This window comes from Pontibacter amylolyticus (assembly GCF_014638845.1).
In the GTDB taxonomy this organism is placed as follows: Bacteria; Bacteroidota; Bacteroidia; order Cytophagales; family Hymenobacteraceae; genus Pontibacter; species Pontibacter amylolyticus.
Map to the genome: position 1 here is coordinate 74,818 of NZ_BMFP01000005.1, position 22,020 is coordinate 96,837.

Here is a 22,020-nt window from a genome sequence, read left to right on the forward strand (position 1 = left end):
TCATAACATCAATTTAATTGATTTGAACTATATAGCTAGGGGCTATACTTTTGAGGCATTCAAACACAGCAATCTCAAAACCCTTGGATATGAACAGCGAAAATCAACCCGCCAAACTAACTACCGCTTCCGGTAAGCCCTACTACGAACACGAAAACAGCATGACTGCCGGTCCGCGCGGCCCGATTTTACTCGAAGACTTTATCCTGCACGAAAAACTGGCGCACTTCAACCGCGAGCGCACCCCGGAGCGTGTGGTGCATGCCAAAGGAACAGGCGCATACGGCACCTTCACCGTTACCCACGACATCACCCGATATACCAAAGCCAAACTGTTCAGCGAAATCGGCAAAGAGACCCGCGTGTTTCTGCGCTTCTCCACAGTAGGCGGCGAGAAAGGCAGCGCCGATTCGGAGCGCGACCCGCGTGGCTTTGCCGTGAAGTTCTATACCGAGGAAGGAAACTGGGACCTGGTGGGCAACAACACGCCGGTGTTCTTCATCAAAGACCCAAAGAAATTCCCGGACTTCATCCATACCCAGAAGCGCGACCCGCGCACCAACACCAAGAGCGCGACCATGATGTGGGATTTCTGGTCGCTGAACCCGGAGAGTCTGCACCAGGTTGTGATCCTGATGAGCGACCGCGGCACGCCGTTTTCTTACCGCCACATGCACGGTTTCGGCAGCCATACCTTCTCGTTCATCAACAAAGACAACGTGCGTTTCTTCGTGAAATTCCACTTCAAGACACTACAGGGCATCCAGAACCTGACCGACTCCGAAGCCACTGTGATGAAAGGCATGGACCCCGATCATGCGCAGCGCGATCTGGTCACAGCCATCGACCGCGGCGACTTCCCGCGCTGGGCCCTGAAGGTGCAGATCATGACCGAAGCCGAGGCTGCTACTTACAAGTGGAATCCATTTGACCTGACCAAGGTATGGTCGCAGAAGGACTACCCGCTCATCGAGGTGGGCGTGCTGGAACTGAACGAGATTCCGGACAATTACTTTGCGCACGTGGAGCAGGCGGCCTTCGCGCCGGCGCACCTCGTGGACGGCATCGGCTTCTCGCCGGACCGCATGCTGCAGGGCCGTCTCCTGTCTTACCCGGACTCGCAGCGCTACCGCATCGGGGCTAATTACGAGCAGATTCCGGTGAACCGCTGCCCGTTTGCGGTGAACAACTACCAGCGCGACGGCGCCATGCGGGTAGACGGCAACGGAGGCAGTGCCCCGAACTACTTCCCCAACTCTTTCGACAACATCAAGGCGGACGAAACTTACAAAGAGCCGGCGCAAAACCTGGGCTCAAACGTAGTGGCCGACTGGTACGACCGCAACGCCGAGGGTGAGAACGACCATTATACCCAGCCGGGCGATCTGTTCCGTTTGATGACGCCGGAGGACAAGAAAAACACCATCTGCAATATCGTGGGAGCCATGCAAGGTATAGACGGACCGAAGCGGGCAGAGATTATAAACCGTCAGCTGTGTCACTTTTTCCGCGCCGACATTGGTCTCGGACTGGGTGTTGCGCAAGGCCTGGGTGTAGACGTAAGCGCCTTTGCGAGCGACACCATACACGCCAATTAGGACTGACACGAGCATTTTATGCTATGGAAAAGCCGGCCCCGTGCCGGCTTTTCCTGTTTCAGGAAACCTGCTTGGCTCCTTACCTACCACACAGACTTAGCAGGGCACGCATATTCTTTGTTCCGCTATACCTGCCCCGTTTGGGTATACCTGTGCTACTGCCTGCTCCCCGGAACCTAATGCCGCTCAAAATTGTATTAAAATTTATACATGAATAAATGATCATGTATTGCAATTACCTATTATACACACCTGCATGACCGACCTGAAAGTAAGGGTAGACAAGAAAAAGCTGGAACGAACGGCCTATGTGCTCAAATGCGTGGCCCACCCGGTGCGCATCAGCATCATCGATCTGCTGGAGCAGCAAGACCAACTCACGGTGAGTCAGCTGCAGGAGGTGCTGCAGATCGAACAGTCGCTCCTCTCCCACCACCTCACCAACATGCGCGACAAAGGCTTGGTGGAAACCCGCCGGCAGGGCAAAAACGTGTTTTATTTTCTGACGGACTCCAGCATCTCCAACATCATCGATTGCATCAAGGGCTGTAAACCGGTGCAGTAAGCCTGTATAGTAAAATGAAATTATTTTCATATCATTACTTTTTGAACTGAAATCCAGGCCGAGCCGGTGCACTGAAAGCGCCCTGCAAACGTTAAATGAACATAGGTCAAACCGCAATCTATATGAAACTATTCCTGATGACCGTAATGGCAGCCAGCCTGCTGAACTGCAGCAGCCCACAGCAGGGCGACGCTAAAGTGAAGACAATCTCTGCCACAGAATATAAGCAGCACCATGAAAAGATCGACAACCAAGAAGTTATGCTGGTTGATGTGCGCACTCCTGCTGAGTTTGAAGCGGGACACCTCGACAAAACGCAGCACGCCGACTTCCTGAGCGGGGAGTTCGAAAAAGAAATGCAGAACTGGGACAAGGACAAAACCTACTACCTGTACTGCGCCAGCGGCAACCGCAGCGGAAAAGCGGCCAAACTGATGGAAGAGGCAGGTTTTAAGAACGTCTACAACATCGGTGGGTACCAGGACCTTAAATCAGCTGGCCTTCCGGTGAAAGAATAATAGCTGCATTTGGGAAAGCAGCATGATCGTCACCTCATATTTTCACGTATCTTTACAGGATTTATATGATGCCATGCTGCTAAAACAACCCACTTTCCAAACTGCATTTTCTTCGGATTTCTATAAGATAGACGTTGATCAGGAAAATAACTTGTTGATGGCCGTGTGGTTACGGGGTGTGAGCGAATCCGAAATGATCACGGGCGGCACCAAACTTTACGAGGCACTCCGCGACACAGGCATTACCCGAGCAGTGGCCAATGCAGAACGACTGAGCATGCTGGACACAGCCACCAAGGATTGGATGTCTACGAGTTTCTACGAATTGCTTTCGCAGACCCCACTTCAAAAACTGGCCAGAGTGCTGCCAAGTACCCTTTTCTATAAGCTGGCGCTCGAGGCAGTCGCTACCCGAGCTGAAGCACAAAACATTAACCGGTTCCAGTTCAAAAACTTCTCCAACCAGAAAGACGCCCTGATCTGGATCAATCAGTAGACCCAATTGGTGGAGTTCATCCTACCGAAAAAATCGACACGATTACAGGTATACGATTAAGCTGACGGAGAGCTTTTCCCAGACACATCTTTCGGGATATTTTCAGATTCCTTCGCATTCAGGTCGCTTCTCCACACCCCTTCTTTTTGGGTGGCCATACCTTGGGCTGACCGGTTTTACATAGCAAAACCACTATACCTGATCCGGAAAAATTTATATCACAAACTTGCAGTATAGCTATGCCTTAATGTAACTTGTGGTGCAAAGGAGAAAGGAACAGGGACATGCGCATACTACACACTTCAGACTGGCACCTCGGCCAGCGACTCGTCAACCTCGAACGAACCGAAGAACACCAGCATTTCCTGGATTGGCTCCTGCAAACCATTGAAGCCGAAAAAATTGACGTGTTGCTGATGGCAGGCGACGTGTTCGACACCGGTGCTCCCTCCAACACGGCCCTCAAACAATACTATACCTTCCTGACCAGGGTATGCGCCACCTGCTGCCGCCACATCATCATCACGGGGGGCAACCACGACTCCGTCTCCACACTCAACGCCCCCAAGGAACTGCTGGAGTGCTTTAACATAAAAGTGATAGGCGGCGCCACGGCTGACCTGCTGGACGAACTGATCGAACTTCGGGACGAAAACGGCGAGTTGGAACTCGTGGTTTGTGCAGTGCCCTTCCTGCGCGACCGCGACATACGCCTTTCCATACCTGGCGAAAGCTACGAGGAGCGCGAGCAGCGCATTAAGCAAGGTATAGCGGCGCACTACGCCGCCTTCGTGCCGCACGTGCAGCCATACAAAGCGCAAGGTATACCGGTGGTGGCCATGGGCCACTTGTTTGCCGCCGGCGGCTCCGCCTCTGACAGTGAGAAGGAAATACACGTGGGCAACCTCGGCCAGATCGGGGCCGATCAGTTCCCCAAAGAGTTCGACTACGTGGCGCTCGGTCACCTGCACCGTCCGCAGCAGGTCAACAAAACGCACCACATCCGCTACTCCGGCTCCCCTATTCCACTCAGCTTCAGCGAAGTGGCCGACAATAAAGTGGTTTATGTGCTGGACTTTGAGGCTGGCAATCTCACGGACCTGAAAGAGATTGCGATACCTGTCTGCCGCAAACTGGTGCGCTTTAAGGGCGAACTGGAGGAGGTAAAGCAGAAGATTGCGGTCTACGATAACAGCAGCTATACCTTGCCGGCCTGGGCCGAACTGCAGGTAGAACTCGACGCGCCTATACCTGACCTGAATCAGCAGTTAGACGAAATCCTGAAACTGAAAAGTGACGAACTGCAACTGCTGATTCACCGTCCGCCCATCATCAAAACAGCCCGAAGAACCCTGGAGCAGGAAGTGCGCGAAGAAGTGGACCTTTATACCCTGAGCGAGAAAGACGTGTTCCTGAAACGCTGCGAAAGCGCCTTCCCGGAAAGCGACCACACGGAGTTGCGCCATACCTTTGCGGAGCTGTTGGAGTTGATGCGGGAGGAGGAGGAATCTTAACCTCGCGGTGTCCGCAGGTCCCGCGAGTGTTTGAAAGCAATTGTAAAAGGGTTGGGACAAAGCGGGCAAAGCCACAGCAAGATCAGCCTACAATACCGATAAAGTATCAGTTCTGAGCTATTCAAAAAAGAATTTATTTCACCAAGTACCCCTACTTGTGCCTAGTGCCTTAAGTCTACTGTATGAAAATCCTAGCCGTCCGTTTCCTCAACCTCAACTCGCTGAAAGGTGAGCACGAGATCCGCTTCGACCAGAGTCCGCTGGCTAATGCGGGGTTGTTTGCCATTACTGGTCCGACTGGTGCTGGCAAGACCACGATTCTGGATGCGATCACGGTGGGACTTTACGGCATGGCACACCGGCATAACAACGAGCGTCCCCTGGAACTGATGACCCGCCACACGGCAGAATGCTTTGCAGAGGTGGAGTTTGAGGCTGGTGGCAAGGTATACCGCTCGAAGTGGCACCTCCGACGCAGCCGGGGCAAAGCAGAGGGCAAGATACAGCCCGTGCACATGGAGTTGTATGACTTTGAAAAAGACGAATTGTTCGATCTAAAGCCAAGCGAAGTGCCCGCCATGGTGGCCGAGATCTGCGGACTTGACTACAGCCAGTTTCTGCGTTCCGTTATGCTATCGCAAGGCGACTTTGCCCGCTTCCTCAAGGCAAATCCGAGCGAGCGCAGCAGTTTGCTGGAAAAGATCACCGACACGGGCATCTACTCCGACATCTCCAAGTTCGCGTTTGAGAAGGCCAAGCAGGAGCGACTGAAATACGAAAGTCTGGAGCAGCTGATTCAGAACACACAACTATTGCCCGAAGAGCAGCGTGTGGCTTATGAAGCGAGCATACAAGAGCTGATAACGCAAGAAACGGCCCTTCAGCAAGATCTGACCACACTGCAGGCCAAGGTGCAATGGCTGCAGCAGGTAGCGCAGCTGCAAACGCGACAGCAGCAACACGAGCAGTCCCTCGCGGTACAGGAGCAGAAGCTACAGCAGCTACAGCCTGACTTTGTGAAACTTGCCCAGCACCAGCAAGCCCACCAGTTTGTGGGCGAACTGGCTGAGATCCGCAGCGCCAACAGCAAAGTGGTGGAAGCACAGGAGCAGCTGCAAACCCTGCAAAAACGAGTGCCTACGCTGGAGACGGAACTGGAAGCCGCCGGAAAAATCGCCCTGGAGGCCACCAAGGCGTGTCAGCAGCAAGAAGAGTCTATACAGAAACTGGATCCTATCCTGACGCAGACCGTCCGTCTTGACCACCACCTCAACAGCATTCGTGCATCCTATACCAGGAATAAAAACTCCTATATTGCCTTTGATGAACAGCTAAAGCAAGAACAGCTACAATTGCAGGCTAGGCAAGAGGAGCTAGATAAGCTGACGCAGGAGGCGACAGGTATAAAAAACTGGCTGGAGCAAAATGCCAAACTGCAGGACCTCAAGGAGCATCTGCCTGAGTTCAAAGTCGTACTGCGCGACCTGCAGGAGGTGGAGCAGCGCATCCGCCGCCTTCAGCAGGAGAAACAGGAACTGACGCAGCAGCGGGCTTCAGAAGCCGGTCAGCTTACTGCGCTGCAGGAGCAGCAGGCAAAGCAGCAGACACTACACGAGCAGCTGCAACGACAAAAAACCGAAAAGCTAACTGTGCTGCAAGGTATATTAGCCGATAAAAGTATGGACGAACTGGAGCAGGCAGCGCAAGCGCAGCCTGCCTTGCTGGCCCGCTATGAGCGTCTGCACGAAGTGGCGCAACAGCACACCTCGCAGCAGCAAAAACTCCAGCTGACCAACGATACTCTGGCACAGCTAAAGCAACAACTAAAAGAGACCGACACCGCACTCCAGGGTAACAAGAACAGGTATAGCCAGGCCAGCGAGCACCTGCTGGCCCTCCAAAAACTGGTGCAGCTGCAGCAACAGATCCAGCAGTACGAGGAAGCCCGCCATACCTTGGCGCAGGACGAGCCGTGTCCGCTCTGCGGCTCCACTCACCACCCGTTTGCGGAGAACGGCTATACCTTCGATTTGCCCGAAGAAGTGCAGAAACGTGACAGTCAGCAGCAATTGGTGAAGGAGTTGGAGCAAGGCCTGCAAAAGTTACAGCTACTACACAATTCCCTGGAACAAAAACAGCAGCTGGAGCAGATCGCCAAAACGGAAGCAGAAACCGAGTTGCAGCGACTCCGCCATACCTTTGCGCAGGCGACCGCAGGATTGCCGCAGGAAACAGGTATAGACGACCTAGCCCAGTTAGCACAGCTCCTGCACCAGCAGCAGGAAGCAGCCACGGCATTGCAGCAGCAACTGGCACTAGCCCGGACGCTAAGTCGTGAACTGGAAGGTATAAACCAGCAATTGCAGCAGCTCCGCGAAGCGCAGGTGCAGGCCCAGTCGACCTTTAACCAGCTGCAGGCATCCGACAAAATGCTGCAAAGCCAGCTTCAGAAACTACAGGTGAGTCTGGCAGACGAACTGGAGCAACAGCAGGCCCATACCGAAACCGCCGAATCTTTTGCCACTACATTCGGACTGCGCTACCAGGCCGAAGAGCGCCACAACCTGGTGCAAACCTTGGATCAGCTAGCCACTTCCTATACCCTAAAGCAACAGGCGTTGGAAGGGATGCGCGAGAGGTATATCGCCTTACAGCAATTGGTTAAAAATTTAAAAGATAACGAATCCCAGAAACAGAAAGAACTGGAAGAGCGCAAGCTTGGTCTGACAGAAGAGCACGAACAGCTGACCAAACTCAAGAACGAGCGCTATACCTTGTTTGGCGACAAAGACCCGGACCAGGAGCGCAGGTCGGCCAACGAGGAGCTGAGCGCAAGAGCCCGGCATGCCGAAGAGGCCCGTCGCCACCAACTGCAGAAACAGCAGGAGCTCCAGGAAGCCCGTGCCCGCCAGACAGAATGCCAACAAAAACACCAGCAGAACACCTCGGTGCTGGAAGAGCTGCGTCAGGGCCTGCTACACGTGCTGCAGCAAAAGGGCATCGCCACCATCGAAGTGCTGAGCCAGATGCTGCTCCACCGCGACGAGGCCGACCGCCTGGCCAACCTGAAAGCGCAGACCGAAAAGCACCTGACCGAGCTCCGCAAGAGCCTGAGCGACGTGCAACAGGAACTCGCACAGCTGCGGCAAAACCAGCTGACCGATGAAGGTATAGCGGAATTGCAAGAGCAACAGCATCAGAAAACAGCACTGCAGCGGGAGCTGATCTCGCAGCGGGCACGCCACCAGCAGCTATTGGAGCAGGATGCCCAACAGCGCGAGAAGAACAAAGCGCTGGCCGAACAGCTGAAAACGCAGCAGCAGGTTTGCCACCGCTGGAGCCAGCTGGCTGACCTGATCGGGTCTTCAGACGGGTCCAGGTTCAGCCGCTTTGCGCAGGGGCTCACCCTGGCCCGGCTCGTGGAACTGGCCAACCGCCACCTGCTCAAGCTCAACGACCGCTACCGCATCCTTAAGTCGCCGGAGGAGGACCTGGCCTTGCAGATTGTCGACACCTACCAGGCGGAAGCCGTACGTCCGATGAACACGCTGTCCGGAGGCGAGAGCTTCCTGGTTAGCCTGGCCCTGGCGCTGGGCCTTTCGGACCTGGCCGGCCGCCGCACCCAGATCAACTCACTCTTTATCGACGAGGGCTTTGGCACACTCGATGCCGACACGCTGGAGGCCGCCATCTCAACGCTGGACAACCTGCATGCCGCCGGCAAAACCATCGGTATCATCTCGCATGTCGAGGCACTGAAGGAGCGCATCAGCACCCAGATTGTGGTGACCAAAAAGCCTGGCGGAGTAAGTTCTATACGCGTTGTGGCGTGATTATGCAGATAAATTTCTTTTTCATAACATAGGACTACACCTGCCCGATTCGGGTAGTTATACCTTCCTGTGCTAAGCAGGACCCTTTCGGTTGATATAGAATTGCATTTTTTTAAGCAACCTCTCTATTCACGAATTCAGGTTGTCATTATTAACCATTAAATTCTTATATTGCTCCCTGCTAATGAATCAATTACGGTAATTCTAACTGTAGAGAGGTACTTATGCTTCTACTATTCCTGACTCGTATTTTCCTACTTATCAGCCTGACGCAGCCGCAGCAAAAAATCCTGATCCAGGATTTGAAAACTGAATTGGACCGGACGGAGGATATAACCCGGAAAGTAGAGTTGTACTGCGAACTAAGCAAGGCGCACAACAGCATCAATCCGAAAACCACCATTGCGTACGGCAACAAGGCGGTTGCCCTGGCACGGAAGGCGGGTAATGACAAATTACTGGCCTTAGCCTACAATGAGACCGGCTCTGGCCACTACCTGCTCGGCGATATCGACAAGGCCGTTCAGTTTTACTACATGGCGCTCCGCATCCGTGAGAAGTTGGGTGATCCGTCAGACCTGAGTGCCAGCTACAACAACATCGGCAACGTGTACGCCGAACAGCGCAACCACAAAGAGGCGCTGCCGCTCTACAAAAAATCGCTCTCCCTTGCCACCACCGCACAGGATACCCTGCGCATGAGCAGCGCCCTGAGTAACATTGGCGGCGTATACCTGGACCAAGGTAAGTATGACCTGGCGCTGGTCTATTACCGGGAAGCGCTTCCAATCCAAGAAAAGCTGAATGATAAACAGGGAATTGTGATCTCGCTGATCAACATCGGCGACGCCTACAACGGCAAAAACGACTTTCAGACCGCCCTCTCCTACCTAAACAAAGCCCATCTGATAGCCAATGACCTGGGCAGTCAGCATGATGAGGTATACGTGCTGCGCGGCAAAGCCGAGTCGTACCTGAAAGCCGGCAATTTCGAAAAGGCGCTCGATAACGCACTGGCCAGTATGGAACTTGCCAAAGCATACGAAGGCAAGTATGTGCTTCGTGAGAATGCCGCCATTTTGGACCGCATTTACGCCGCCATGGGTAACTTTGAAATGGCCCACCACTACCTGACACTGCACACGGCCTACAACGACAGCCTGCACAACGAACGGGCGGCCGATCGCATTGCGCAGGAACGCGTGAAGTACGAAACAGCCCAGAAAGACAAAGAGAACCTGCTGCTTCGAGCCGAACAGGAACTGAACCTGCGCAAACTGGAGCAGCGCAGCATTGTGCAGTATTTCACGATTGCGCTGCTGCTGCTGGTGTGCGCCGTGGCCTATGTGTTCTTCAGAGGACGACAGCACCAGAGCCGCATCAACAAGCTGCTCACCCAGAAGAATGAGCTGATCATGCACAAGAACCAGGCACTGAACCAGCACCAGAAAGCCCTGACGGAGCAGGCCCAGCAGCTCAACATACAGAAAGAGAAACTGACGCAACTCAACACCATCAAAGACAAGCTCTTCTCCGTCATCGCCCACGACCTGCGTGGTCCGCTGGTGGCGCTCAAAGGACTACTGCATGTCATGGCCATGGGCAAAGTACCGGCCGATAAGCAGGAAGGGCTTTTCAACAGCTTAGTAAAAGGGCAGCAGAACGTACTCTGGATGCTCGACAACCTCTTCGACTGGGCCAGAGCGCAAATGGAAGGCTTCGAGGCCGACCCCAAACCGCTGCCACTGCGCGAATTGGCTGACGAGAATATCCGATTGCTTCAGCCAGTGGCCAGCAGCAAAGAGGTGGTGCTGGACAACAGGATCGACCCGAGCCTGACGGGCTGTGCCGACAAGGAAATGATCCGACTGGTGCTCCGCAACCTGATCTCGAACGGCATCAAGTTCTGCAAGGCCGGCGACACGGTGACGCTTTCAGCCAGGCTGCAGGATGACCATGTGCTGGTATCGGTAAAAGACACCGGTATTGGTATGACGCCGGAAGTGCAACAGAAGCTTTTCGGAGCCAGCAGTTACTCCAGCCGGGGCACTGCCAACGAAAAAGGCAGCGGCCTGGGCCTGGCACTCTGCAAAGACTTCGTGGAGCACAACGGCGGCGCGATCTGGGTAGAAAGTGTACCAGGTATGGGTAGCACGTTCATGTTCACACTCCCGTGCTCCGTTAAGAAAGAAGAAAAAGAAGACGATACCCCTCCGGTGCCTGAGAAAGAAGAAAAAGAAGAAGAACAGTTGCAAATAGCTTAGCGTTTTCACAGAAATATAAAAATGGCTGCTTCTGAAAAGAGGCAGCCATTTTAAATGCAGCGTGTCAGAAAAACAAATAGTTCTGTTTGTTGTAAAAGGAGAATAGCAGCACCTTTGCCCCATGAATAAGTCCATCTTACACCTACTCGTATTTGCCAGCCTGCTGGCTGCGCCTGCCTGTAAGCAGGACAATGAAAAAGCACGGGAGGAATTCCGCCAGCGCCGTGGTGCCGTGGAGCAAAACACACCCGAGGCCACCGCGCCACAGGAAGACCCTGCCAGGCCAGCTGTAGTCCCGAGCGACAACACAAAGGCAGTGCCGGAGACGGAAACCCCGACGGTGCCCGGCGACCGGGTGGTGGGTGTAAAAGACGGCGACACCTTTGAGCTGCTGCGCAACGGGCAAACCATCACGGTACGCCTGCTCGGCGTCGACACACCCGAGAAGAACCAGGCCTTTGGCCAGCGGGCCAAGCAGTTTGCCTCCGACCTGGCCTTTGGCAAAAACGTGCGCCTGATCGAAAACAACAAAGACCGCTACGGCCGCACCGTGGGCACGATCATACTGCCCGATGGCCGCAGCCTGAACGAAGAACTGGTGCGCGAAGGCTATGCCTGGCACTACACGGCCTATTCCAAAGACAAAACCCTGGCTAACCTGGAAGCCGATGCGCGCCGCTTTAAGCGCGGCCTCTGGCAGGACCCGAACCCGGTAGCTCCCTGGGATTTCCGCAAGCAAAAACCTGCTCCCGTGGACAACAGCAAGGCCCCTGTACCTGCCGGCTCCACCAAACGCCAGGTATACCTCTGCGATAGTTCCGGTTCATCTGTTTACCACTATAGCACGAACTGTTCTGTCTTGAAGCGTTGCAAAGAGCAGGTCATCACGGTTACAGAAGCCGAGGCGATCCGCCAGCACAACAGACGCGCCGACAAAACTTGCAGCCCTAAATAATTCCGCCTATTTTAGGTATAGCAATCTATCCAACAAATCATTTTTATGTTCAAGAAGACCCTGGCAGGTATGTGTGGCCTGCTCATCTCGCTGGCTGCCTGCCAGTCACCCGACAACGCACAAACAGAACAGACTGACGCGCAAGAGAGCACCGCAATAGCCGACACAACAAAGCGGGAGCCCCGTCCCAAACCAGAGTATTACTCCTTCAAAGGGCTGGAGAAAAAGCGGGTGTACATCTGCATGGACCCAAGCGAAGATACTTTTCACCAGAAACACGATTGCCCGGTGCTGATCAGCTGCGCGAGCACCTTCCGTAACCTGACCCTACCGCGTGCCGTCGAGGCTTTCGGTCGCTACAACTGCGAGACCTGCAGCGCCGACCTGGCCTATGTGTTTGACGAGAATGCCGTGAGAATGGAAACCGGGCTGCAAGGCCAATAGTTACAGCACACATTTAAACGCGCAATGCGGCAGTTCCTTTAGAGCTACCGCATTGCGCGTTTAAGGTATCATAAGTACTACTTTCTGCCTTTCAGTACCAGCAGCGGCACTTCGGCCTGGTAGGTCATTTTTTCAGCCAGACTCTGCGAGAAGAGCTCGCGCAGGAAGCCTTTTTCGCGCCGCAGTATGGCCACCATGTCGCCGCCTGATGCGTTGTAGTATTCTTTAATACCGTCGGTGCGGTGTTTACTGACCACTTCCTCGAAATGGATGGGAGCGCCCGGGAAGGCCTGCGCCATCTCCTGCATAAATCCATCTTTCTTATCGCTCGTGCGTCCTGCTTTGTTCACATGCACCACGTCTACTTTGGCCCCGAACATGGCTGCAAAGTCCAGCACTTCGCGCAGGGTGGCTATATCATCAGCGGCATAGTCCGATGCATAGATGATCTTCTCGATGCGCGGATGAGTGGCTGTGGAAGGGATAGACAATACCGGGCATTTCACCTGCTCCATCACTGCTTCGGCATTGCTTCCGATCAGCATTTCCTCGAGCGCGTTGCCACCGCCCGTGGTTCCCATCACGATCAGATCGTAGCCGGCGGTCTTGGTCAGGTGCTCGGCCAGATCGGTCAGCAGGGCCTCTCTGATGATGTAGTCGCAGGTAAATCCGCCATCCCGGTTCGCACCATGGCGCTCCTCTATTTCGCGGCAGAGGTTCACCAGTCGTTCTTCGGCATCCCGCATCTGCTCACCCAGCAACTCGCTGGCCACCAGGGCGGTTTCGGAGGTGTCGACGATGGGCAGGTGCACCACATGCAGCAGGGTAAGGTGGCTTCCTGACTGACGGGCGATCAGCATGGCGTATTCCAGCGCGTTGTTAGCTGTTTTAGAAAAGTCGGTAGGGCAAAGGATTTTTTTCATGTTGTCTGGTGGTTGGGTAGGCGGTTTATATCAAAGATTCACTATGTATACGTGTTGAAGTAAAGATTTGCTTTAATCCGGAAAATAAAAATGACCTGCATCATTTCAGGCGAATTCAGTGCGCCTGCTTATACCTGTCCCGGAGACGCTTTGTTTGATCCTTATGCCAACAGAACTTCTGACCAGTGAGGAAATTAGGGGTATGCAAGCCCCTACTCTTTTAAACAAGCTAAATGTTCTCCACAAAGCCATTGCAGAAGTTTTCCGTTAACCAGAGCTGTCCCCTTGAGGGGACAGTCTCTTCTGAAAACTAACGTCAATGGTGCTTGGATACATATTGAGATGGTTTCAAAGAGTCGAAGAAACGAGCCCCGAGCATAGCTCCTTCACTATCTGCCTATCGTCTTGTTTAGCTCCTTCACTTCCTCCCAGGACCAATAGCGTTTCGGAGCTATACCTGCGTACTTTTCCCGGAAGTAGTCCACTACCAGTTGCTTCATCTCCTCAGCAGGTATAGAGGAGGTATGAATTTCCCGGGTAGTCGGGTGGTCGTAGCGCTCCATACGCGAGAGATCCTTTCCTTCGAGACGCAACAGCGGGCCGGTTTCAGTCAGACTGTCTGCCGTCCAGGTATAGCCGGAGGTTTCCAGGGAGTTGAGCTGCGCTGCCAAAGGCTTCAGGCTGATGCGGGGCAGGGTGGGCCTGGAAGCGAAATCGACCCAGGTGGTGTACTTGTACTCCAGTTCGTAGCGGTTGCCCTCGTAGCAAGTCAGCACGATGTCGAAGCCGATCGTGCGGCTGAACAGGGCGTAGTAATGCACCGGTTTCTGGGTTTCGATCACAATCAGGCCCAGGTCGGGGAAGCGTTGCAGTTTGGTGTCGGGCTTGTACATGTCGCGGTAGCCGATCAGTACGTCAGCCACCTCCTCTTCCCAAACCGGTTTTTCCCAGTCAGGGTCCTGCAGTACGCGGCCAAACTCCCGCAGAAAATACCTGAACTTGTCCACGCAGCGTTTCGCTTCTTTCTCCTCGGACTCGTCGGCGGCAAAAGGGGCATAGAACATGTCGCGCTCGCGGGTGTTGAGCCAGCAGACCAGCTTCAGCGCCTCCCCTGCCAGTGGATGGTTCAGGTCCAGTTCCCGGAAATCGCCGATGTGGGCCATCAGGCGCAGTAGTTCCTCGTTCTCCAGCGCCGGTTCCGGGTTCAGCAAACTCCATACGCCCACAAACCCATCGATGTCGAAATGGTTGGCTGTGACATAAGGCAAATCCAAACCGGGCAGGTTGAGCCGTAGGGCATGCAGCACCATGGCAGCGCTGGTATCGTCGCGCACTTCAGCGGGAGTGGGCGCGCCACGCCAGTGCGAAAGCACCAGTCCGTTGGGGTGCATGCTGTCTACGATGATGGCCTTTTTCTCTTTTACGTCGCCAAAAGGTATAAACTGTCGCTTTATCATGCCTTAAATATAGCTAAATCTGATGGCATCCCTTAAATTCGGGCGTTCTTAACAACACACCAGGTGCAACAGGCATCCGGAACACCCAATTGTCCGGGCTTTCGTTTTAATTACAAAATCATCAACAAACAGCACGATGTCAACCCTCCAGCAGCTATACCGCAGTTCCCTTTCCCTCCTGACCGACCTCTACCAGCTCACCATGGCCTACGGCTACTGGAAAGAAGGTATAGCAGAGCGGGAAGCCGTTTTTCACCTTTACTTCCGCAAGGCGCCTTTCAAGGGAGGGTATACGGTAGCGGCGGGGCTTGCCCATGTGGTGGAATATCTGCAGCAGCTGCAATTCACGGAAGAGGACCTGGCATACCTGGGCGGCCTGCGCGGCGGCCAGAACGAGCCGCTGTTTGAGCAGGCTTTCCTGGACTACCTGCGCGACCTGCGCTTTACCTGCGACGTGGATGCCATTCCGGAGGGAAGCGTTGTATTTCCGAGCGAGCCGCTGATCCGGGTGCGGGGACCGCTCCTGCAGGCGCAGTTGGTGGAAACGCCCCTGCTGACGATCGTGAACTTTCAAACGCTGATCGCCACCAAAGCGGCCCGCATCAAAGAGGCAGCCAAAGATGACCTGGTGAGTGAGTTCGGGATGCGCCGCGCCCAGGGGATTGACGGGTCGCTGGCAGCCGCCCGGGCCGCTTATGTGGGGGGCGTGGATGCCACCTCCAATCTGCTGGCCGGCAAACTGTTCGGCATACCAGTGAGCGGCACCCATGCCCACAGCTGGGTGCAGGCCTTTGAGAGCGAAGCAGACGCCTTTGAAGCCTACGGCAAAGCCTTCCCCCACGACTCGGTGTTTCTGGTGGACACCTACAACACACTGGAAGGCGTGCGCCACGCCATTGAGGTAGCCAAAAAGCTGTACTCCACTGGCTTTAAGCTAAAAGGCATCCGACTGGACTCCGGCGACCTGACCTACCTTAGCATCGAGGCCCGGAAGCTGCTCGACGAAGCAGGCATGACCGATACCAACATTGTGGCTAGTAACGACCTGGACGAAAACATCGTGAGCAGCCTGAAACAGCAAGGCGCCAAGATCAATGTCTGGGGAATCGGTACGCAGCTGGTGACGGCCTATGACCAGCCGGCGCTGGGCGGGGTGTACAAACTGGCGGCTTTTAAACAGGAGAACGGGGAATGGAACTATACCCTGAAACTGTCGGAGCAACTCGAAAAGACCTCTAACCCAGGTATACAGCAGGTACGCCGCTTTTATGATGAACAGGGGTTTGTGGGAGACATGATCTTCAACGAAGCAGAACCGCTGCCAGCAAAAGCACTCATCGTGAATCCGCTTGACAACACCCGCCGCAAAGCGGTGCCGGAAGGCACTCCCTACAAAGACCTGCTGCAGCCTGTGCTCGCCAAAGGAGAACTTGTGCAGGAACTGCCCGACCTGAAAGCCATCCGGAAGCACCGCCAGGAGGAGATCGGCAAACTGCACGAAAGCATCCGCCGCCTGCTGAACCCGCACAGTTACCCGGCCGGTCTGGAGGCTGGTTTCCACCAGTTCAAAACCAATCTGGTGCTGGCCATCCGCGAGAAAGGCGAGGCTGCTTTGAAAGCGCGGCAGGCACACTAGCACAGGTGCTATACCTTATCGTTTGCGGCCGCGCCGGTTGGAGATGCGCTCAACGCGCTTGCCACGCACCCATTTGAGGTATTTTTGCAGGTCTTCGGCCTGCTGCAGCGCAGGTATAGAGTTGTACTGCATGGCCAGTTCGCGGTTGCTGAAGGTCAGGTGCAGGGTGCTGTGGCAGGGCTGGCACAGCTCGGCCGTGGCTCCGTAGCGGCCTCCCTCCTCCCGGGGTACCAGGTGATGCCGCGTGAGGTATAGCACCTCCCGGCCGCAGAGCTCACAGACCAGTTCCGCCTCTTTCTTTGCCATAAGGTTTTTACTTTATGCGCGGCCTCACTGTTACGCGCGAGTGCTACATAGTTCGGGCTTTTGCCTGAGCATACGTGTGCGTATTTTCAGCCTGCATACCCTATCCAAAACTATACAATTACACCCTTTGCCTGATTAAAAACATTTGTGCCACTCGCAAGGTTTACAAGTCTTGCGCCCAGCTGGTAGCGCTCACTTTGCACACGTGCTTACCAACATGAATAGACAAGGATCTGCTGAACAGGTATAGCGCTCGGAAGACGAATCGCGTATACACAAGGTTCTGTGGTTAGCTGTAGCTGTTGAGCTGATGCACCGACACGATGTCCGCCTTCTATGGGGACAGTTACATGGTGTGAGTAGAAATAAAATTTACCGCTAAGCAGACGCAAATTATTAGTACATTGGCGCCCTGTTTTGATTTCAATGTTTAAACTATGAATAGATTTCAGGATAACAATCCTGCTCCGATAATGGCCCCTGCCCAAGAGTCCCTGGTGCCGAAAGACCAGATCCGGGAGGGCCTGCTGATCTTTTTGCTGGCGGCCATCCAGTTCACGCACATGATGGACTTTGTGATCATGATGCCGCTGGGGCCACAGCTGATGCGGGTGTTCAGCATCTCGCCCCGCGAGTTTGGCCTGCTGGTGTCGGCCTATACTTTTAGTGCGGCCATCGCCGGTTTTGTGAGCGCCCTCTTCATCGACCGCTTCGACCGAAAACATGCCCTGCTGGCGCTGTACGTCGGCTTTATTGTGGGTACGCTGGGTTGCGCCATTGCCCCTAACTATGGATTGCTGCTACTGGCCAGAGTGGTAGCCGGCGGTTTTGGCGGTGTGCTAGGTGCGCTGGTGCTGGCCATTATAGGCGATGCCATACCAGAGCATCGCCGGGGTGCGGCAACGGGTCGCGTGATGGCGGCGTTCTCGGTGGCCTCTATTGCCGGTATACCGATCGGGCTATACCTGGCCAGTGAGATGAGCTGGCATGCTCCTTTTTACCTACTGGTAGGACTTAGCGTGGTGATCCTGTTGGTGGCAGTGCGCTTTTTGCCGGCCATGCGCGGGCACCTGACCAATGCCAGACCCGGCAATCCGTTCCGTGCCCTCAAGGCGATGGTGGTGCAGCCCAACCTGCAATGGGCCATGGCGCTCACGGTTACCCTCACCATGGCAGGCTTCCTGGTGGTACCCTTCATCAGTCCGTATATGGTGGCCAACGTGGGCTTTTCGGAGCGCGACCTGAGCTACATCTACCTGTTCGGCGGACTGGCAACGGTCTTCACTTCGCAGTGGGCGGGGCGCCTGGCCGACAGGTATGGCAAGCACCTCATTTTCCGGTGGGCCGCCATTCTCTCTATCATCCCGATTTTGCTCATTACTAACCTGCCACCTGTGGGCATGGTGCTGGCTCTCACGGTTTCTACGTTCTTCTTTATCCTTTTCGGAGCCCGCTTTGTGCCGGCCATGTCGCTGGTCACTTCCAGCGTGGAGCCGGAGCTACGTGGCAGCTTCATGAGCATCAACTCTTCGGTACAGCAGTTGGGGGCAGGTATAGCGGCTTTTGTGAGCGGCCTTATTGTGCAGGAAACAGCCAGCGGCACGCTCACGCACTACAACTGGGTGGGCATTATGGCGAGTGTGGTCACGCTGGTGGCCGTGTGGACCGTTAACCGTATCCGGACGGTAGGCTGACAGGTATAGAAAAAGCCGCTCGTAAGGGCGGCTTTTTTATTTCTATCGTAGCGTTCGTGTCATGAAAAAATTCTGAGAGAATACTGGGTAGTGTGTTTTACCATTCCGGAGCAATTGGAGCACTTCCCGCAGTTCCTCAGGATCGGCGCTCTTGAGTAGGTAACCGTGCACGCCTTCGTCGAGCAGTTTCTTCACTAACTCTTCTTCCCCATACATCGAAACGATCAGGATCTTTACTTTGCGGTATTTGCTGAGCACGTAGCGGGCCACGGCAATGCCATCCATATCAGGCATCTCGAGGTCCAGCATGATGATGTCCGGCAGGTTGCCTTCTATTTTCTCAAGCAGTTCAGCCCCGTTAGCAGCGTCACTTATCACCGTGATTTCCTCAAAATTCTTCAGAATCTCGATTACGCCCTTCCTGAAGAGGGTATGATCATCCGCGATGGCAAGTGTCAGTGGCTGCAGCTCCATAATAGCAAACCCTAGTTAAGCAACCCAAAGTTATAAATAATAACGATAAGATAAGCAACAGGGACAACAATTTCAGCTTTTATACCTGCTCCCAGCTTTGAAAAGAAGTTGATGGCACCGTTTAGCAGGTCCACGCGGCTCTGCATGTTTTTCAGGCCCAAACCGCTGCTTACCCCTCCCTCATCCAGGGTGGCGTTGTAGTTGAATCCCTTGCCGTTGTCGGTATAGCGGAGGGTCAGCTTATCGTCTTCGCGGTGCAGATTGATGGTGATCAGGCTAGCCTCGGCATACTTCAGGGTATTGTTAACAAGTTCCTGCAGGATGCGGAACAGCAGCAATTCCTGTCGGGCTTCGAGCCGGAATTTTTCGAGGTTGTGGGTGAACTTCACCTCCAGGCCACTGTCGGGCGGTACTGATCGGGCCAGACTGTTGATGGCCTGCACCAGCCCCATTTTGTCGAGTACTACTGGCAGCAGGTCGTGCGAGATGCGGCGCACACTCTGTATCGCCTCGTCGAGCAGTTCTTTGGAACGGTGGGCTGTTTCGGCAGCAGCTTCGTTTTCAGCGCACTTGCGCTCCACCTGGCCTATGTTGAGCCGGATAAGGGCCAGCATACCGCCTACTTCGTCATGCAGGTCGCGGGCCACGCGGCGGCGTTCTTCCTCCTGCGCGTCAAGGGCCGCTTCCAGCATCTGCCGCTGCCGTAGTTCCTGCAGTTCGCGCAGGTGCTCCTGGTGCTGCAGCATACGGCGCTGGTAGGCAAACACGAACACGATAATGCCTATGGCCATTACCAGCAACACCGGCGTGATGATGAGCAAAGGAGTCAATGTTTCTATCATGCGGCCATCCTCCTCAAAATAAACACATGACTTGTGTAGAACAGGATAAGAAGTACCATGTTGATGGCTACACAGATGCGTGCCGCATCATTTGAAATGGCCAGCGCCTCATTAAAAATAGCATAGGACATACTTGTTCCGGCATAATAAATCAGGATGGCGCAACTTAGTAAGAACATTGGGTCACGGTCCAGGTAAATGATTTTAGCATTGTTGGCGACCTTGTAAAAGTAAGTGATGGCCAGTATGATCAGCATGACACTGGCCGCAACCCGCGACACGGAATTCATCTTGGTTAAACCGTCCGTGATAAAGGCATCATAATAGTTGAGTACACAAAGCAAAACTATCCCGAAAATAATGGTGCGCTTGAGCATGATTTTGTCGAAACTGTAATAAAATATGCCAGCTAACACGCTAAAGCCAATTAAGGTGTACACATGATTCATCCAGAGATTATTCGTAGTCCCCAGCTTTGCTGTTATGATTTGCGCCGCCTGGGCAATTACCCCTAGTATTATATAGAGGAGCATTAACCTGAATTTGGGATCTTTCTGTTTCCGGATCAACCAAAGCCCCACTCCGAAAGGCAAAAGAGGGCTCAACACGGCGACCCATTTCAAGGAAGGATAGATATGTGCCAGGAAGAACTCCATTAGCCTGCTAACTCGCTTTTGTTAACCGAACAGTCAGGTGGACAGGGCGAGGCTAGGTCCAATATCAGGCCTTCGGTCATGTCGTTGCCTTCAGCGTCTGTCCCTACCAGTAGTAGTTGCTGTTCTCCGTTATCATCCAGGGCATAGTAGATGCGCATTGCCACGCAGTTTTCCTGTGCGAGAAGTTCCTTGACGGTGTCGGCTCCGAACAGATGCGAATTGGTTTTGCCTTTGCCGCTTGATCTGTATCGGGCTGTCCATCTTTTTGCCTGGTCACGTGTTATCGGCCCGCCTTCTTTTCCTGTGATTTCCATGGATTTTGTTCGTAGAGAAGATTAAATGTAAATATATAAAATTTTAGATAAAGCAATTTATCGTATTTTTATCTTTCAACTAATCTTACATTTTACCTAGAGACGGGATGGAACAGGAATATTTTGAAGCGAACAGACAAGCGTGGAACCTGCGCACCGCCGTCCACAAAGACTCCGCTTTTTATGATGTGGCCGGGTTTAAGGCGGGAAAGTCCAGCCTGAATGCCATTGAGTTGAAGGAGGTAGGGCCTGTTGCCGGCAAGCGCCTGCTGCACCTGCAGTGCCACTTCGGACAGGACACGCTCTCCTGGGCCAGGCTGGGCGCCGAAGCCACCGGTATAGACCTGTCGGACGAGGCGATAAAAGAAGCGGAGAAACTGAACCGGGAGCTTGGTCTGAATGCCCGCTTCGTGTGTTCCAATGTGTATGATCTGAAAGAAAACCTGCAGGGGCAGTTCGATATTGTGTTCACCTCCTACGGGGTGATCGGCTGGCTGCCCGACCTGAACCGCTGGGCCGAAGTGATCGCGCATTTTCTGAAGTCGGGCGGCACTTTCTATATGGCCGAGTTTCATCCGGTGGTGTGGATGTTCGACAATGACTTCACGCAAGTGCAATATCCCTACCACAATACCTCTGAGCCAATCATAGAAGAGCAGACGGGCACCTACGCTGACCGTGATGCACCGATCAGGTATAAGGAATACTCCTGGAACCACAGTCTGAGCGAAGTCATCACGGCGCTGCTGAACCAAGGCCTGAAACTGGAGCTTTTCCACGAATTCCCCTACTCCGCTTACAACTGCTTCAGCCACACCGTGCAGGGCCCGGACGGCTACTGGCGCATTAAACATTTGCAGAATATGATTCCGATGGTGTATAGTTTGAAGTGCATGAAGGTATAGGGTTTTCATAGTTGCTTTCCCCATTCACTCCGAAAAAGGACCTATAGAACTACTGCTGGTCTGTCATCCTGAAAGGATCTTAGCTGAAGGGGGAGGTTAGGCAGTTGCTATAACACACCCCTGCCCCTCTCAAGAGGGGAATTTCAGCTATTGCCATTTGATAGGTACAAGTTATGTAGTTACAGCAGTTTCTGTGCAGTACCGGGTCTAACCACCCCTGCCCCTCCTTGTCCTTGAAGAGGGCCCCTACCCCCAGGCGGGGAATCTGTTATCGCCGTCACACAGGTATAGACGTCATAGCTTCAGTTTTCGTGGACAATTGACATCCCCCTGCCCCCTTCAAAGGGGGACTTTCTGCCTTTAACCATATCAGGGTATAGGCTTCGTGGTTAAAGCAGTTCCTTTGCTAAACCCGGTCCAACCACCCCTACTCCTCCTTATCTAAGGAGGGGAATCCGTAACTGCCAATTCACAGGTATAAGCGCTGTAGTTACAGCATCACATTACTGGCAGGTATAGCAAGACTAACTTGCACCGGAAGCTATGAAACAGATAGCCTTAGCCATGTGCACTCTTGACGATTTTGTGTTTGAGCGGTCAGCGAGTTTAAAATCGTCTTGATTTTT

General features: G+C 53.9%; 19 protein-coding genes. 12 read left to right on the top strand and 7 right to left on the bottom strand.

Annotated features, from left to right (window positions below; genetic code table 11):
• The first annotated feature begins 89 nt into the window (after positions 1-89).
• The 9 genes from IEV97_RS13310 (at position 90) to IEV97_RS13350 (ending at position 12,187) form a co-directional block, all read left to right on the top strand.
• On the top strand, positions 90-1,598 hold the full coding sequence (locus IEV97_RS13310) for a catalase (RefSeq protein ID WP_188501980.1): 1,509 nt from the start codon (positions 90-92) through the stop codon (positions 1,596-1,598).
• A 256-nt stretch (positions 1,599-1,854) separates the two neighbouring features.
• Positions 1,855-2,163: an ArsR/SmtB family transcription factor gene (locus IEV97_RS13315; protein WP_188501981.1), complete on the top strand. Its 309-nt coding sequence runs from the start codon at positions 1,855-1,857 to the stop codon at positions 2,161-2,163.
• 122 nt (positions 2,164-2,285) lie between these two features.
• Complete coding sequence (locus IEV97_RS13320; protein WP_188501982.1) at positions 2,286-2,681, top strand: rhodanese-like domain-containing protein; 396 nt, start codon at positions 2,286-2,288, stop codon at positions 2,679-2,681.
• A 73-nt stretch (positions 2,682-2,754) separates the two neighbouring features.
• Positions 2,755-3,177 (top strand): hypothetical protein, encoded by a 423-nt coding sequence (locus tag IEV97_RS13325; RefSeq protein WP_188501983.1) that lies wholly within the window; start codon positions 2,755-2,757, stop codon positions 3,175-3,177.
• Between the two features lie 284 nt (positions 3,178-3,461).
• The gene (locus IEV97_RS13330) at positions 3,462-4,691 is read left to right on the top strand and encodes an exonuclease SbcCD subunit D C-terminal domain-containing protein (RefSeq protein ID WP_188501984.1); all 1,230 of its coding nucleotides are present in this window, start codon (positions 3,462-3,464) and stop codon (positions 4,689-4,691) included.
• Positions 4,692-4,873: 182 nt separating this feature from the next.
• Positions 4,874-8,524, top strand: a complete 3,651-nt coding sequence (locus tag IEV97_RS13335) for an AAA family ATPase (RefSeq protein ID WP_188501985.1) — start codon at positions 4,874-4,876, stop codon at positions 8,522-8,524.
• Between the two features lie 224 nt (positions 8,525-8,748).
• Entirely contained in the window at positions 8,749-10,788 is a 2,040-nt protein-coding gene (locus IEV97_RS13340; protein ID WP_188501986.1) for a tetratricopeptide repeat-containing sensor histidine kinase, read from the top strand.
• A gap of 121 nt (positions 10,789-10,909) precedes the next feature.
• Positions 10,910-11,743 (top strand): thermonuclease family protein, encoded by an 834-nt coding sequence (locus tag IEV97_RS13345; RefSeq protein ID WP_188501987.1) that lies wholly within the window; start codon positions 10,910-10,912, stop codon positions 11,741-11,743.
• 45 nt (positions 11,744-11,788) lie between these two features.
• Positions 11,789-12,187, top strand: a complete 399-nt coding sequence (locus IEV97_RS13350) for a hypothetical protein (protein WP_188501988.1) — start codon at positions 11,789-11,791, stop codon at positions 12,185-12,187.
• A gap of 77 nt (positions 12,188-12,264) precedes the next feature.
• On the opposite strand, the gene IEV97_RS13355 is transcribed toward IEV97_RS13350, so the two are convergent.
• Both IEV97_RS13355 and IEV97_RS13360 read right to left on the bottom strand, forming a co-directional pair.
• On the bottom strand, positions 12,265-13,110 hold the full coding sequence (locus IEV97_RS13355; RefSeq protein WP_188501989.1) for a universal stress protein: 846 nt from the start codon (positions 13,108-13,110) through the stop codon (positions 12,265-12,267).
• A gap of 389 nt (positions 13,111-13,499) precedes the next feature.
• Positions 13,500-14,567, bottom strand: coding sequence for a DUF6687 family protein (locus IEV97_RS13360; RefSeq protein WP_188501990.1), 1,068 nt, complete (start codon positions 14,565-14,567; stop codon positions 13,500-13,502).
• Positions 14,568-14,703: 136 nt separating this feature from the next.
• Between IEV97_RS13360 and IEV97_RS13365 the strand changes: the two genes are divergently transcribed.
• The gene (locus tag IEV97_RS13365) at positions 14,704-16,203 is read left to right on the top strand and encodes a nicotinate phosphoribosyltransferase (protein ID WP_188501991.1); all 1,500 of its coding nucleotides are present in this window, start codon (positions 14,704-14,706) and stop codon (positions 16,201-16,203) included.
• Positions 16,204-16,218: 15 nt separating this feature from the next.
• Here IEV97_RS13365 and IEV97_RS13370 read toward each other — a convergent pair whose 3' ends face one another.
• Positions 16,219-16,509, bottom strand: a complete 291-nt coding sequence (locus IEV97_RS13370) for an HNH endonuclease (protein WP_188501992.1) — start codon at positions 16,507-16,509, stop codon at positions 16,219-16,221.
• Positions 16,510-16,946: 437 nt separating this feature from the next.
• Here IEV97_RS13370 and IEV97_RS13375 point away from each other — a divergent pair, with 437 nt between their 5' ends.
• Entirely contained in the window at positions 16,947-18,203 is a 1,257-nt protein-coding gene (locus IEV97_RS13375) for an MFS transporter (protein ID WP_188501993.1), read from the top strand.
• 42 nt (positions 18,204-18,245) lie between these two features.
• On the opposite strand, the gene IEV97_RS13380 is transcribed toward IEV97_RS13375, so the two are convergent.
• The 4 genes from IEV97_RS13380 to IEV97_RS13395 are packed head-to-tail and all read right to left on the bottom strand — an operon-like array spanning position 18,246 to position 20,489.
• Positions 18,246-18,677, bottom strand: coding sequence for a response regulator (locus IEV97_RS13380; RefSeq protein WP_188501994.1), 432 nt, complete (start codon positions 18,675-18,677; stop codon positions 18,246-18,248).
• Positions 18,678-18,688: 11 nt separating this feature from the next.
• Complete coding sequence (locus tag IEV97_RS13385) at positions 18,689-19,519, bottom strand: sensor histidine kinase (RefSeq protein WP_188501995.1); 831 nt, start codon at positions 19,517-19,519, stop codon at positions 18,689-18,691.
• Positions 19,516-20,175, bottom strand: a complete 660-nt coding sequence (locus IEV97_RS13390) for a hypothetical protein (protein ID WP_188501996.1) — start codon at positions 20,173-20,175, stop codon at positions 19,516-19,518. Before IEV97_RS13390 ends, IEV97_RS13385 begins: the two co-directional genes overlap by 4 nt.
• A complete protein-coding gene (locus tag IEV97_RS13395) occupies positions 20,175-20,489 on the bottom strand; it encodes a hypothetical protein (RefSeq protein ID WP_188501997.1) in 315 nt (104 codons plus the stop codon). The genes IEV97_RS13390 and IEV97_RS13395 overlap by 1 nt, the downstream gene beginning before the upstream one ends.
• Positions 20,490-20,596: 107 nt before the next feature.
• Between IEV97_RS13395 and IEV97_RS13400 the strand changes: the two genes are divergently transcribed.
• On the top strand, positions 20,597-21,394 hold the full coding sequence (locus IEV97_RS13400; protein WP_188501998.1) for a class I SAM-dependent methyltransferase: 798 nt from the start codon (positions 20,597-20,599) through the stop codon (positions 21,392-21,394).
• Positions 21,395-22,020: the final 626 nt, after the last annotated feature.